Here is a 14,531-nt window from a genome sequence, read left to right on the forward strand (position 1 = left end):
ACAGAGAGGGAGCAAACATCCGAACGGGTGGCGAATGTGAAAAATCTGTAAAAAACCACCCATACAGACTGTTACATCCTGACAAACCCTGACAAACTTATTGCAAATCATTCTCGTAATCACTAGCAATAAGGACTCTTCAGGCATGCCCCCCCGCCCTTCCCCGCAGCGTTTCACGCCCAACCTGCTGGCCATGGCCATCTGCATGGCCGCCCTGCCACCCGCCTTCGCCGAAGAGCAGACTCAGGCGCCTGCGGTGATGGAACTGGGCGCCACCGCCATCAATGACAGCAGCCTGGGCAGCACCACTGAAGGGTCGCAGTCGTACACCACCGGCAGCATGTCCACCGCCACCAAGCTGCCACTGACCATGCGCGAAACGCCCCAGGCGGTGACGGTGATCACCCGCCAGCGCATGGACGACCAGAACATGAAGAGCATCAACGACGTGGCCAAGTACACGCCGGGGCTGTTCCTCAACCAGTCCAACGGCCCGGGCCGGCAGACCTACACCGCCCGTGGCTTCGATGTCGACAACATCATGTACGACGGCATCCCCAGCGCCTATACCGGTTGGGTGGTCGGCGCCCAGCCCAACCTGGCGATGTTCGACCGGGTCGAAGTGGTACGTGGCTCCACCGGCCTGGTCACCGGCGCCGGCACGCCGTCGGCGGCCATCAACCTGGTGCGCAAGCGCCCGCTGGCCGAACAGAAGGTCACCCTCACCGGCGCGCTCGGCAGCTGGGACAACTACCGCGGCGAGATAGACGCCTCCAGCCCGCTCAATGACAGCGGCACCCTGCGTGGCCGGGTGGTGGCCTCGTACAACCCCAGCCGCAGCTTCCGCGATGGCCAGGACGAGAACCATGACCTGTTCTATGCGGTAACCGAAGCAGACCTGAGCGACGACACCACCCTCACCCTCGGCATCTCCCACCAGAAGGACAAGACCAACTTCTTCTGGGGGGCGATCCCGGTCGGGCTCGACGGCCACCACCTGGACCTGTCGCGCTCATACAACCCGGCTACCGACTGGGAGAACAAAGACCAGGAGATCAACTCCCTGTTCGCCGAGGTGCGCAAGCAACTGGCCAACGACTGGAAGCTGCAGGTCAACACCACCTACAGCGAGCAGAACGCGTTGTTCCGTGGCTCTTACCAGTCGCGTTGGGCCTCGGACAAATCCCTGGCACGCACCGTTTACCAGTCGGCCCACCGCGAAAACCAGCTGGGCGTGGATGCCTTCGCCAGCGGCCCGTTCCAGGCCCTGGGGCGTACCCACGAACTGGTGGTCGGCGCCAGCAAACGCCTCTACGACATGAACGAGCGCGGCTACAGCCCGTACGACACCAACTACCCGCTCAACGGTGGCAAGCCGAACTTCGTACACAATGGCAACAGCCAGTACGTGATCGAACAGGAAGGCGTGTACGCCACCACCCGCCTGAGCCTGGCCGACCCGCTCAAGCTGATCCTCGGCGGGCGCCTGGACTGGTACGACTACGACCAGCACGACGGCGATGGCAAAGGCGACTACAAGGTCACCCGCAACGTGACCCGCTATGGCGGGCTGATCTACGACCTCGACGAACACCACTCGGTGTACCTGAGCTACACCGACATCTTCACCCCGCAGGACGGTCGCGATGCCTCTGGCAAGCCAATCATTCCGATCGTCGGCAAGAACTACGAGGTGGGGATCAAGGGTGAGTACTTTGACGGCGCACTCAACGCCAGCCTTGCGGTGTTCCGCATCGAACAGGAAAACCGCCAGGTCCAGGTGGGTGTGGTCAACTGCCCGCAACTGACCTGCTACGAGGCGTCAGGCGAGGTGCGCAGCCAGGGGATCGATTTCGAACTGCAAGGCGCGCTGACCGACAATTGGCAGATCGGCGGCGGCTACACCTATGCCCGCGTGCACACCATCAAGGACGAAAAGAACCCGGCCAGCGTCAACAAGCCGCTCAACAGCGACACCCCCGAGCATCAGTTCAAACTGTTCACCACCTACCGCTTCCAGGGCCCGCTGGAAAAATTGCGAGTGGGCGGTGGCCTGACCTGGCAGAGCCGCATGTACAACGACTTCAAGGTCGCCGATGGCAGCACCTACCGCCTGCAACAGGGCGCCTATGCGGTCACCGACCTGATGGCCGGCTACCAGATCAGCCAGCACCTGGACCTGCAGCTGAACGCCAACAACATCTTCGATCGCAAGTACTACTCGTCGATCTCCGAGTCGGTGGATTACGGCGGCGATACCTTTGGCGACCCGCGCAACTTCATGCTGACAGCCAAGTACAGCTTCTGAAGATGCACCTGGCTTGCCGGCCCTATCGCCGGCAAGCCGGCTCCTACAGTCACGGCACTGGCCTGAAGTCTATGCAATCCCTGTGGGAGCGGCCTTGCCCGGCGAAGGAGCCAGCCGTTGCGGCGCAGGAACGCACCCGGCCTATGGTATACAAACTGTCTACCGCGTTAGACTTCGCGCCTTTTCCTCGCGAACTCCAACATGGCCAAGATCACCGGGCGCAATGCCACCTTCTGCGGCCTCGCCGCCATCCTGCTGTGGAGCACAGCTTCCGGCTTGATCCGCAGCGTCAGCCAGCATTTCGGCGCCATCGGCGGTGCCGCGCTCATCTATACCCTCGGCGCCCTGCTGCTGGTGGCCCTGCTGGGCAAGCCGCGGCTGCGCAAGGCCACGCCGTTCTACCTGGTCAGTGGCTCGGCACTGTTCGTCGCCTACGAGATCTGCCTGTCGCTGGCCCTGGGCTATGCCCTGGACAGCACCCAGGCGATCCAGCTGATGGTGGTCAACTACCTGTGGCCGAGCCTGACCGTGGTGCTGGCGATCGTGATGAACCGCCAGCCGGCGCGCTGGTACATCTTGCCGGGCACGGCCCTGGCGCTATTGGGCATTTTGTGGGTGGTGAGCACCGACGGGCTGTCGCTGGACAGCCTGGCCCGCAACCTTGCGTCCAACCCGCTGGGCTACGGGCTGGCGGCCGCCTGCGCGGTGACCTTCGCGCTGTACTGCAACGTCACCCGGCGCTACGCCAACGGGCAGAACCACGTGGTGTTGTTCTTCCTGCTGACTGCTGCCGTGCTGTGGGTGAAGTACGCCTTCAGCGCTGAGGTGCTGCCAGCCCCGCATACGCGGGCAAGCCTGGAACTGCTGGGCGCGGGCCTGGCCATTGCCGGCGGCTATGCGCTATGGAACATCGGCATCCTGCGCGGCAACCTGACCCTGCTGGCCACTGCCTCGTACTTCGCCCCGGTGCTGTCGGCCGGCTTTGCCGCACTGTGGCTGGGCGCCACCTTGGCCCTGCAGTTCTGGCAGGGGGCGTTGCTGGTCACCCTGGGTTCGCTGCTGTGCTGGCACGCGACCCGTCAGCCTGCGGCCCAGGGCTGAGGGCAAAGCGGCATACCTGGCCACCGCGCAGCATGCATTCCAGGTGCTGCGCGGTGCCGCCACCCAAGGCACCGATCAGCGCCAGGTCCAGCTCGCACACCAGCGGGTGGGCCTTGGCCAGGTGGTGGAACACGCAGTTGTGGGCGACGATCTGCGGCTCGCCGGCTGAGCGGAAGAACACCTGCGCTTCATAGCCGGCCTGGTTCATGTGCTGGACGATACGCGCCTCGTCCACCACCGCGTGCTCGAGGTCTGCCGCCAGCTTGCGCCCCAACCCCTGTAGCAACGCCAGCAACGCCTCATGCCCGAGCAGGCCGGCCACCTGCTCGATCAACAGGTTGGCCAGCAGCGGGTACTGGCGCGGAAACAGCTCGCGGGCCTGGTCGGTGAGCTGGTGCAGCTGTTCGGGGCGCCGCCCCGTGGGGCGGGTGGCGCCACGCTGCACCAGGCCGTCGCGCTCCAGCGCAGCCAGGTGCTGGCGCACTGCGGTACGGGTGACCGCCAGGGCCTGGGCCAGGTCGTCGATGCTCATGCCGCCCGGCTGGTGCAACAAGGCATACAGCAGGTCGCGCTGGGTGCGCCCCAAACCTTCGAGCATGGCGGGCCTCCTGGGGTTTGTACGAAAAGTCGCCGAGCGGCGATCAGGCAAGGCGAAAACAGGCGAGGAAGCGGAGTTGACTGGTTGTCAATGAGCATTCCGAGCCTGTTTTCAACGCAGCATGATCGTCGCGCAGGCACTTTTCGTACAAAGCCGAGAACTTGTCGGGGAACTGCTTGACCAACGCCCCAGCCAGGGCGTCAGCCAGCACCAGCATGTGTTCGCGCATCATCTGCCAGGTTTGTGCCTCGCCTGCGTAGTCGGCCTTGGCCAGTTGGTCGATTTGCGCGATGTGATGGCCGCCGTGGGCGCTGAGCAAGGTAATCAGGGTTTGCTCTGGCAGGTAGGGGTTGGCCTTGGACAGAAACGCAGCAATGGCCTTGGCATTGGCCAACAGCTCGTTCACTGCCGCCTGCTGCCCGGCCTTGTCCTTGGCCACGGTGGCGTCGCTGTAGTGCTTCACCGCGCCCCAGTGGCCGCCCAGCAGCTTGAACATCTGGTCGGCTGCGGGCTGGCCGTACAAGGGCGCCAGGCTGTTGGCGATGGTGGTGGCGTTGCTGACCACCTGTTTGGCGGCGATATCGGCCTGGGCCTTGTTGCCGGCCTGGTTGGCCATGGCGTAGTTGCGTACCCAGAACACATGCTCGACCCACAGGTCGCGCAGGGCCAGGCGGGTGCTCAGCGCTGCAGGTTCTGTGGCAGGTGCGGCGGTTGAAGTGGCCTGGCTCCAGGCTGGCTGCGCGCACAGGGCGAGCAGCAACAATGCGGCAATCTTGATGTTCATGACGACACCCTCGTAGTGGATGGACCGACAAGGGTAATTTAAGCATCAAAATATGTTTTTATTGGCCCGCCGCAATGAATCGGACCAGTGGTGGGCCGCTTAGCCCTTGAGGGCTTTCTCGATGGCGGCGATATCGATCTTGGTCATGCCCATCATCGCGTCGAAGGCGCGCTTGGCGGCTGCGCGGTCGGGGCTGGCCACCGCATCGGTGAGTACCCGCGGGCTGATCTGCCACGACAGGCCCCACTTGTCCTTGCACCAGCCGCAGACGCTTGCCTGGCCGCCGTTGCCGACGATGGCGTCCCAGTAGCGGTCGGTTTCTGCCTGGTTGTCGGTAGCCACCTGGAACGAGAATGCCTCGCTGTGGGTAAAGGCCTTGCCGCCGTTGAGGCCGATGCAGGGGATGCCCATCACGGTGAATTCGACGGTGATCACGTCGCCGGCCTTGCCCGAGGGGTAGTCGCCGGGGGCTTTGTGCACGGCAGTGACGTGGCTGTCGGGGAAGGTGCTGGCGTAGAAGTTGGCGGCCTCTTCGGCGTCGTGGTCGTACCAGAGGCAGATGCTGTTCTTGGGGGTCATGTGCGTTGGCTCCTGGGCGGGGTCCCTCGAGTCTAGGCCGCCTGCCCGGCCTTTTTCTGCCGGCTGATCAGCGGGCCTGGTGCTGGCTGAACGCCAGGTAGTAGCCGTTGCAGTCGCGCACGCCGAATTCGCGGGAGCCATGGGGCATGTTCTGCAGTGGCCAGGCGATTTCGGCGCGGTCCTTGACTTGCTGGTAGTAGCGGTCGACGTCCTCGACGATCAGGTAGAAGGTGCCCGAGCAGCCGGTGGGGTGCTGCCAGAGGTTCTGCTGGGTGAATACCAAGGTGGCGTCTTGCAGGGTGGCGGTGAGGGTCGATTGGGCGGTGTCGGTTAGGGTGAAGTCCAGGGTATCGCGGTAGTGGGTGCGGGTGGTTTCGAGGTTGGAGGTGTGGAGTAGCAGGGCTATGGGCATGGGGGCTCGCTGGTTTTTTGGGGTTCGGGTTCGGGGCTTTATGGTGATTGCTTTTGGAGATGTATGCGCATTCATTGACGATAGCGGCTTTTCGTCACCTTTCCGCCCTTACGGCGGCCTACTTTGGTCGTGGCCAAAGTAGGCAAAGCCGTCTGCTCCCATCATCCGGCCCCCTACGCTGCGCTTCGGGGGTTCCCTCGCTCCGGGCTTGCTCCGGAGGTACGCGCCGACGGGCCGTCCCTGGCCCGATCGGCGCTCGACCGGCATCCATGCCGGTCGCCCTCCTACGCAATCCCTACGCTCGGCCTCCTGAAGTCGCGATTTGTGTTGCCTGAACTACCGCGCGCTTAGGCTTTGTACGAAAACCTTTGAAACTCCGTGAAAACCGCTGGAGCCCTGATTTTCCGTAGAGTTCTCGCCTTTTAGGCGAAGGACTCTGCTATGCCCAAGCGATACGAACTTTCTGACGAACACTGGGGCATAGTCGCTGACCTCTTTGCTACAAATCAACGTACCGGACGTCCAAGAGTTGACGATCGCTTGATGCTCAACGGCGTTTTATGGGTGCTGTGCTCCGGCGCAGCCTGGCGGGATATGCCTGAGCGATTCGGCCCTTGGTCGACGGTTTATCAGCGATTTCGAGACTGGCGAAACCAGGGCACCTTCGGTCAAATGCTCAAACGCCTACATGTCAAACTCAACGCTGAAGGCCTGATTGATCTAGACACTTGGTGTATTGACTCAACGGCAGTGAAAGCAACCCGGGCCTCATCTGGAGCAGGCAAAAAGGGGGCAGAAGAACCAGCGGACCACGCGCTCGGTAGAAGTCGGGGCGGACTAACTACGAAAATTCATATGGTTTGCGATGCCCGAGGTGTGCCATTGCACTTCACCCTTTCTGGCGGGCAAGCCAGTGACATTTCCCATGCCCAGCCTTTGCTCGATGGCGTTTACCTCCCAACCAAAGGAGGCCGGCCGCGCAAGCGATGCCGAAAATTGCTGGCCGACAAAGGCTACGACTCAGATGCTTTGCGCCGGTACTGCGACCGCTATCACATGCAACCAGTGATTCCTTTCCGAGCCATGAAGCGCAAGCCAAGGCCAGGTTTGCCGCGCCTGCTCGACAGACCAAAGTACAAAGAGCGAAACGTTATCGAGCGGCTGTTTGGGTGGCTGAAGGAACACCGCCGCTTGGGAACCCGCTACTGCAAGCTCGCCCAAAGCTACTCCGCAATGGTCACGCTGGCTTGCTGGCGGCGGTGTCTGCGACATTACTTTTCGTACAAAGCCTAGAAGCAAGATCAACAGCCAGATCAACAGCTGGGATGTTGGTTTGATTGTTATTGATGGGTTGTTTGTTCGGGCCCTATCGCCGGCAAGCCGGCTCCTACAGGGTTACGCGTTATCCAAATTGACGCGTTCCACTGTAGGAGCCGGCTTGCCGGCGATTGCTATCCTGAGTTCCCACAAATTCAACTAGCGGTTAGCTGCGCCAGCACAGGCGCCGCCCCTAACTTCGCGACTTCAGGAGGCCGAACGCAGGGATTGCGTAGGGGGGCGACCGGCATGGATGCCGGTCGAGCGCCGATCGGGCCAGGGACGGCCCGTCGGCGCGTCCCCCCGGAGCAAGCCCGAAGTGAGGGAACCCCGGAGCGAAGCGCAGGGGCCGGATGATGGGAGCGAGCGGCTTTGCTTACTTTGGCCAAGACCAAAGTAAGCCGCCGTAAGGGCGGAAAGGTGAATAAGCGTCACTACAAATAATGAATGCGCATAAAACTACCAAAACCAACCAGATCACCCAGATCACCCAGATCCCCACCCTAGCCCCCCACCAACCTCAATAGTCACTATCAAGCCAGCCAATTTCTCAACACCAACCCCGCACCCTAACCTTTCCCCATCGACTCCCCGCTGATGGAAAGCCCCCAATGAACACCACCGCCCGCCTGCTGCTAGCCGCCCTCGCCGTCACTGTGTTCAGCGGCTGCGCCAACCACCCCGAGCTGCGCCCCTACACAGCCGAAGAAACCCGCCAACTGCAGCTCGAAGCGCTGCAGCGCCAGGGCCTGAGCCAGGAAGACTACGAACGCCGCCGGCTGACCGTACTGCGCTCGGGCCAGGAGCAGGTGATCACCGACACCGCCACGACCACCAGCCAGACCCCGTACCTGTAATCGCAAAGGCGCGCGCCTACAAGAGGCCAACGGCACCCCGCCGGCGGTCGATCCAAACCAGCATCGCACTGGCATACAGCGACACCATCACAAACAGCCCCAAGCGCACGGCAAACGCCCGATACACATCCTGCCCGGCCACGCTGTCCTGCACCGACTGCCCGAGCAAGATCAGCATGGTGGTCAGGCAACTCACCCAGAACGCCGGCCCATGCCGACTGGCCACCAGACGCTGCAGCCGCCGCGCCTGCCACAAGGCCACCAGCAGCACCCACAGAAAGAACATCCACAGGTGCACGAACAGGCTCAACGCCCCCCACACCAATATCGCCAGCACCCCCGCCAGCAAGGTCGAGCCCACCAGCTCGCGGGCCGCCTGGCGGGCATCGGTCTCGCCAGCCTGCTGGCCCAGGCTCACCGCCTTCATGATCAGCGGCATGAAACGGTCCGGGGCAATCAGCGCCAGCAAGAACGCCGGCATCACGATCAGCATGGCGCGCAGGGCGATCCAGCCCGCCTCCCGCTCACCAGGTTGCGGCGCGGCCGGCGCAGCAGGCGCATCAGGAGGCTCCGCAAACACCCCATGCACCAGCCACGTACACAACACCGCCAGCAGCATGCCCTTGGCCATGGCCTCGACCACCGACAACGCCAAGGTGAAATCATGAGCACCGGCGGCAGCGATCATGGTCAAGCCGATCACCAGCAGGTTGGCCAGCAAACCATTGCCGCCACGCTGGGCGTAGCGAAACACCAGCAACAACCCCACCGCCACCAGCAGCACCCCGGTCAACGGCGCGTGGCGCAACAGCGGAATCAGCAGCAAGCCACTGCCGCAACTGGCCAGCACCAGCAGCGCCAGCACCGGCGCCATGCGCAACGGCAATGCCCGGTTGCGCATGGCCAGCAGCAACACGCACAGCACCGGGGCCAGCACCGGCACCGGCAAGCCGATGCCAAAGCTCGCCGCCAGGCTGAGCGCCGCGCCCCAGGCCAAGCGCAGGGCACGGCGGCGGCGCAGCTCAATAGGCATAGGACAACCAGCTCATCAGCCACATGAACAGCCGCCCCAGCAGGTTCAGCGGGTTGCCCTCCCCGGGCAGCGCCATCACCTCGGCCTGGCCACCCACGCGCAATTGCGCGGCATCCAGCTCGTTCAAGCGCTCGAGCTCGACGATTACTGCAAAGCGCTGCGCCGAGCGCAACCACTCGCGGCTGTTCTGCACCGTTGGCAACTGCCCCGGCGGCGGTGGCTGGCCGCTGCTGACGCCCTGGCCGATGCTGCGGATACGCCCGTGCAACACCTCGCCGGGCAGGCTGTCGAGCACCACCAGCACCGGTGTGCCGAGCCGCAGGCGGCCGAGGTTGTTCTCGGTCATGTCGGCACTGACCCACACATCCCCCGTGGCTACCAAGGTCATCAACGGGCTGCCGGCCCCGACGTAGTGCCCCACATCCACCCGCAAGTCGGTAATGCGCCCGTCGGAGTCGGCGCGCACCTGGGTGCGTGCCAGGTCCAGCCGGGCCTTTTCCAGGTTGGCCGCGGCGCTGCGCAACTGGGCGTTGTCGTCACTGTTGCCGCCCTCCTGCTCCCGCGCCCGCTGCACTTCGGCGTGGGCCGCAGCCACCTGGCTGCGGGCCTGTTCGTAGGTGGCCTGGGCGCCTTCCAGGCGGCGCACCGACACCGTGCCCGGGTCCTCTTCGTACAAGCGCTTGAGCCGCTCGGCATCCTGGCGCGCCTTGCGCTCGTTGGCCTGGGCCGCCGTCAGCGCGGCCTGGGCCGACTCGATGCCGGCGCTGTGGGCGCCGACCTGGCGCCGCGCCGCGTCGTAGTCGGCCTGGGCCCGAGCGAGGGCAATGCGGTACTGGGCTGGGTCCAGTTCGAACAGCAATGCGCCCTTGCTCACCGCCTGGTTGTTGCCCACCGCCACTCGCTGCACCTGCCCCGCCACCTCGGCGCTGACCGGCACCACATAGGCCTGCAGGCGGGCCTGCTGGGTGTAGGGGGTGAAGCGGTCGGCCAGCAGGTACCACAGCAGGCTCAGCACAATCAGCACGAGGACCCAGCGCAGGCTGCGGTCCGGGGGGCTTGCGTCGCTCATCGGGCATTACCCTCCTGTTCGCCGAGCAGTTCACCCCAGTCGGTGCGCTGCTGCATCTGCCGCCGGGTGGCGGCGTCGATGGGTGGTGCCTGGCGCTGCCAACCACCGCCCAGTGCCTTGTACAGCGCCACCAGGCTACCCACCGCGTTGCCGCGGCTGACCAGGTAGCCGTCCTGCTGTTGCAGCAGCAGTTGCTGGGCGTCGAGTACCCGCTGAAAATCAGCGAAGCCTTCGCGGTACTGGGCGCTGGCAAGCTCAAGCGAACGGCTCGCCGCCGCCGCGCCCTGGTCGCGAATGGCAGCGCTTTGCAACGCCCGCACCAGGGCGCTGGCGGCGTCATCGGCCTCCCGCGCCGCCTCGCGCACCTGCTGGTGATACAGGGTGATCAGTTGCTGAAGGCGGGCATCCTCCACCCGCACGGCATTCTTGCGCCGGCCATGGTCGAACGGGTTCCAGAGCAGCCCGGGCCCTGCGGCAATGTCGAAGCTGTCCGGCAGATGACTGGCCGACACCAGGCTCCAACCGATGCTGCCCAGCAGGCTCAGTTGCGGGTACAGGTCGGCCTCGGCCACCCCCACCAGCGCCGACTGCGCCGCCACCGCCTGCTCGGCGGCGCGGATGTCCGGGCGCCGGCGCAACAGCTCGGCCGGCACCGCCTGCAACACCTGAAGATCCGGCAGCGGCAGTTGGCCGTGGCCTGCCTGCAGTTGCGCCAATGGCCCGGGCGGGCGCCCGAGCAGCGCGCACAGCAGGTTGCGCAAGGCATTGAGCTGGGCCTCGAACTCGGGGATGGTCGCCTCGGTGGCGAGCAACTGGGTGCGCGCCTGCTGCCAGTCGAGCTCGTCGTTTTCGCCATGGCGAAACAGCCGCTCGGTGATCTGCAGGCTGCGTGCCTGGCGCCGGGCGTTGTCGCGGGCGATGTCCAGCCGCGCCTCGACGGTGCGCAGGGCAAAGTAGCTGTCGGCCACCTGGGCGCGCAGCAGCACCAGGGCGTCGGCGTAGTTGGCCTGGGAGGCGAAGTAGGCGGCATCGGCCGACTCGATGGCGCGGCTGAAGCGCCCCCAGAAGTCGACCTCCCAGGCAATGTCGAAGCCCAGGCTCGATTGCCAGAACACCGAGTCGCGCGCCGCCGGGGTGCCGGATTGGTCCTGCCTGAGGTACAGGCTTTGCGCGCGCAGCTGCTGCAACTGCGGGTAACGCCCGGTACGTACGATGGCCAACTGCGCCCGCGCCTCGGCGATGCGCAGGCCGGCCACCTGCACGTTGGCGTTGTGGGCATCGGCCTCGGCGATCAAGGCATCCAGCGTGGGGTCGGCGAACACCCGCCACCACTGGCGCAGGTCGGCGCCGTGCCCGCGTACCTGCTCCAGCGCAGGTGTGCTCCAGCGCTCCAGCCAAGGGTCCTGTGGCGGCACGTGGTCCGGCCCGACGGTGCAGCCGCCAGCCACCAGCAACAACCCCAGCGCGCCATGGCGCAGGCAGTTGGCCATGGCCTCAGGCCGACGGCGGGTCGATACGCTCGGGCACCTGCTGGTCAACCCACTGCCAGAACAGGTTGTAGGCCACCGCCAGGATCACCGGCCCGATGAACAGCCCGATGATGCCCTTGACCACCATGCCGCCCAGCGCCCCGATCAACACCACCGGCATCGGCACGTCCACCCCGCGCCCCAGCAGCAGCGGCTTGAGCAGGTTGTCGGCAAGGCCGGCAACGAAGGTGTACACGGCAAACAGGATGGTCATGGCGGTGAAGCCCTCGGTGCTGAACACATAGACGATTACCGGCACGGTGATCAGCGTCGCCGGCGCCTGGGCAATGCCCAGCATGAGGATGACGATCGCCAGCATGCCGGCGCCCGGCACGCCCTTGACCACAAAACCCACGCCGATCAGCAGCATCTGGATGAAAGCAATGCCGATCACCCCCTGGGCAACCGCGCGAATGGTCGCGGTGCACAGCCGGGCGATGGGCCTGCCGCGTTCTTCGCCAGACACGCGCATGGCAATGCGCTGGGCGGCCAACTGGCCCTTGTCGCCAAAGGCCATGATCACCCCGGCAATGATGATCGCGCCGATGAACAGCAAAAACGCACCGCCGGCGCTGGCCGCAGCGCCCAGGGCCACGCGGCCGGCGCCCTTGAGGTCGGGCATCATCTGGTTGAGCACCCCCGACAGGCTCTGCGAGGCGGCCAGCCACAGCCCGTGCAGCCTGTCCCCCACCAGCGGCCAGCCGGCCACGCTGTCCGGCGGTGGCGGCACGCTCCAGGCGCCGCTCTTGAGCAGGGTCACCAAGCTGTCCACCGACTCGCTGATCGACACCACCACCAGGTAAATCGGCACCAACAACACCAGCAGCACCAACGCCACCACCAGGGTGGCGGCATGCCCCTCGCGCAACCGGGTCAGGCGCTGCACCCGGCGCAGCAGTGGGTACAAGGTCACCGCCAGTATCACTGCCCACAGCATCAGGTCCATGAACGGCGCGAACACCCGCCAGGCGAACAGGATCAACGCGGCCACCAGGCCCGCCTTGATCAGCACATCGAGCAGGCCGCGCGACAGCGCGCTGTCCAGTTTCACACCAGGCTGCATGGTCCACCTCCAGGTTGGTTGTTCAGTGCGGGTCGGCGCCAGGCAGCACATCCTCGTCCACCGCCGCGCCCTGGCGGTGCTGCTCCAGCAGCCAGTGCGCTTCCTGCTGCTGGTAGCGCTGCACCCAGGCTGCCGCCTGCGCCTCGCTGCGGCCCAGGGCGATGAAGGCCCGGCGGGCCATTTCCAGGCTGGAATGGAAGGTCTCGCGCACCGGGTTCACCCCCTGGTCGAGCAGGCGCAGCACATCGCGGTGATTGCGCGCAGCGGCGATCACCTCCAGCTGCGGGTACTGCTGCACCAGTACATCGACGGTCTTCTGGTTGCTGTGGGCATCGTCGGCGGCGACGATCACCAGGGCCGCCTCCCCTACCTTGGCGGCGCGCAGGATCTCCGAGCGCGACGGGTCGCCATAGAACACCGTCGGCCCGTCACCGCGCTGACGTGGCTTGCGCGCCAAGGCTTCGGCGGAGGCGTCCAGGGCCACCACGCGCAAGCCCTCGGCGTGCAGCATGCGGCCGATGGCCCGGCCCAGCCGGCCGAAGCCGGCGATCACCACCTGGGGGGCCTCCTGCGGTGCTGGCAGCGGCTGCTCGCCACCCGCCGCAGGCGCCGGGCGCAGTTGCCGGGCCAGGGCCATCATCACCAGCGGCACCAGGGCCATGGAAAGGGTAATGGCCAGCACCAGCAGGTCGTGCACCTGCTGGGCCAGCACCTGGTGTTGCAGGCCAAGCTTGAACACCACGAAGGCAAACTCGCCGCCAGAGGCCAGCACCACCGCCAGGCACAGTGCCTGTGGGCGGCCAAGGCCGCCGAACGCGCGGCCGATGCCCCACAACAGCGGCAGCTTGACCGCCACCAGCAGCACGGTCAGCCCCAGCACCTGCAATGGCATGCTGGCCAGCAGGCGCAGGTCGGCGGTCATGCCCACACCGACGAAGAACAACCCCAGCAGCAGCCCCTTGAGCGGCTCGATCTGCGACTCAAGCTCGTGGCGGAACTGCGACTCGGCCATCAGCACCCCGGCCAAAAACGCCCCCAGCGCCATCGACACGCCCACATGCTCCATCAGCCAGGCGGTGCCCAGCACCAGCAGCAGCGCGGTGGCGGTCGACAGTTCGTGCAGGCCGCTGCCCATCGTCCAGCGGAACACCGGGCGCAGCAGGTAGCGCCCGGCAATCACCACCACGGCAATACCCAGCAGCACCGCCAGCAGCGGCCAGGCGCCTTCGTCGGCGGTACTGACGCTGCCACCAAGCAGCGGCACCACGGCGATCAGCGGAATGGCGGCGATGTCCTGGAACAGCAGAATGGCCACCGCCAGGCGGCCATGGGCCTTGCCCAGCTCCTTGCGCTCGGCCAGCACCTGCAAGCCAAAGGCCGTGGACGACAGCGCCAGGCCCAGGCCCAGCACCGCAGCCGCTGCCGGGGGCTGGCCGAACAACAGCCAGGCCAGCAGCCCGAGTACCAAAGCGGTCAGCCCGACCTGCAGCGAACCCACCCCGAACAAGGCCCGGCGCAGGGTCCACAGGCGCCGCGGCGACAGCTCAAGGCCAATGACGAACAGCAGCATCACCACGCCCATTTCCGATAGCCGCGCGACGTTGTGCGGGTTGTCGATCAGCCCCAGCACCGAGGGGCCGATAAGGATACCGGCCAGCAGGTAACCTGGCACTGCCCCCAGCTTCAGGCGCTGGGCCAGTGGTACCAGAACCACCACTGCCAGCAGGAACACCACTGTGGCCTGCAGCAGGCTGCCGTCGTGTGGCATGAGTGCCCTCCATTGGTCTTGTAAGCGCTTTCTGTAGGAGCCGGCTTGCCGGCGATGAGGCCCGCACAGGCCATAAAACCTGTGTCTGCCGCACCGGCCCTATCGCCGGCAAG

12 protein-coding genes and 1 pseudogene are annotated in these 14,531 nt (G+C 65.5%); 4 read left to right on the forward strand and 9 right to left on the reverse strand.

From position 1 onward, the window contains the following. Positions 1-145 precede the first annotated feature (145 nt). Both KSS94_RS16720 and yddG read left to right on the forward strand, forming a co-directional pair. The gene (locus KSS94_RS16720; protein WP_217839208.1) at positions 146-2,308 is read left to right on the forward strand and encodes a TonB-dependent siderophore receptor; all 2,163 of its coding nucleotides are present in this window, start codon (positions 146-148) and stop codon (positions 2,306-2,308) included. A 201-nt stretch (positions 2,309-2,509) separates the two neighbouring features. Next, positions 2,510-3,409 (forward strand): aromatic amino acid DMT transporter YddG, encoded by a 900-nt coding sequence (yddG, locus tag KSS94_RS16725; RefSeq protein ID WP_302471812.1) that lies wholly within the window; start codon positions 2,510-2,512, stop codon positions 3,407-3,409. Here the strand turns inward: yddG and KSS94_RS16730 are convergent. From KSS94_RS16730 to KSS94_RS16745, 4 genes and pseudogenes are all read right to left on the reverse strand, one after another. Further along, a complete protein-coding gene (locus KSS94_RS16730) occupies positions 3,351-4,007 on the reverse strand; it encodes a helix-turn-helix transcriptional regulator (RefSeq protein ID WP_217839209.1) in 657 nt (218 codons plus the stop codon). The genes yddG and KSS94_RS16730 overlap by 59 nt on opposite strands. A gap of 157 nt (positions 4,008-4,164) precedes the next feature. Continuing rightward, positions 4,165-4,791, reverse strand: a pseudogene (locus KSS94_RS16735) (hypothetical protein); the annotation flags it as partial. Between the two features lie 99 nt (positions 4,792-4,890). Then, entirely contained in the window at positions 4,891-5,370 is a 480-nt protein-coding gene (locus KSS94_RS16740) for a VOC family protein (protein WP_217839210.1), read from the reverse strand. Positions 5,371-5,437: 67 nt separating this feature from the next. Beyond that, a complete protein-coding gene (locus KSS94_RS16745; RefSeq protein WP_217839211.1) occupies positions 5,438-5,782 on the reverse strand; it encodes a VOC family protein in 345 nt (114 codons plus the stop codon). Between the two features lie 441 nt (positions 5,783-6,223). Here KSS94_RS16745 and KSS94_RS16750 point away from each other — a divergent pair, with 441 nt between their 5' ends. Further along, entirely contained in the window at positions 6,224-7,075 is an 852-nt protein-coding gene (locus KSS94_RS16750) for an IS5 family transposase (RefSeq protein WP_217839212.1), read from the forward strand. Between the two features lie 635 nt (positions 7,076-7,710). Next, positions 7,711-7,956: a hypothetical protein gene (locus tag KSS94_RS16755; RefSeq protein WP_217839213.1), complete on the forward strand. Its 246-nt coding sequence runs from the start codon at positions 7,711-7,713 to the stop codon at positions 7,954-7,956. Positions 7,957-7,972: 16 nt separating this feature from the next. Here the strand turns inward: KSS94_RS16755 and KSS94_RS16760 are convergent, their stop codons facing one another. The 5 genes from KSS94_RS16760 to KSS94_RS16780 are packed head-to-tail and all read right to left on the reverse strand — an operon-like array spanning position 7,973 to position 14,418. Next, positions 7,973-8,989: a DUF2955 domain-containing protein gene (locus tag KSS94_RS16760; protein WP_217839214.1), complete on the reverse strand. Its 1,017-nt coding sequence runs from the start codon at positions 8,987-8,989 to the stop codon at positions 7,973-7,975. After that, on the reverse strand, positions 8,979-10,058 hold the full coding sequence (locus tag KSS94_RS16765; RefSeq protein ID WP_217839215.1) for an HlyD family secretion protein: 1,080 nt from the start codon (positions 10,056-10,058) through the stop codon (positions 8,979-8,981). Before KSS94_RS16765 ends, KSS94_RS16760 begins: the two co-directional genes overlap by 11 nt. Continuing rightward, complete coding sequence (locus tag KSS94_RS16770) at positions 10,055-11,548, reverse strand: efflux transporter outer membrane subunit (RefSeq protein WP_217839216.1); 1,494 nt, start codon at positions 11,546-11,548, stop codon at positions 10,055-10,057. The genes KSS94_RS16765 and KSS94_RS16770 overlap by 4 nt, the downstream gene beginning before the upstream one ends. 4 nt (positions 11,549-11,552) lie before the next feature. Beyond that, complete coding sequence (locus KSS94_RS16775) at positions 11,553-12,650, reverse strand: AI-2E family transporter (protein ID WP_217839217.1); 1,098 nt, start codon at positions 12,648-12,650, stop codon at positions 11,553-11,555. 22 nt (positions 12,651-12,672) lie between these two features. After that, positions 12,673-14,418 (reverse strand): monovalent cation:proton antiporter-2 (CPA2) family protein, encoded by a 1,746-nt coding sequence (locus tag KSS94_RS16780; RefSeq protein WP_217839218.1) that lies wholly within the window; start codon positions 14,416-14,418, stop codon positions 12,673-12,675. Between the last annotated feature and the right edge of the window lie 113 nt (positions 14,419-14,531).

The organism is Pseudomonas fakonensis (assembly GCF_019139895.1).
Classification (GTDB): domain Bacteria; phylum Pseudomonadota; class Gammaproteobacteria; order Pseudomonadales; family Pseudomonadaceae; genus Aquipseudomonas; species Aquipseudomonas fakonensis.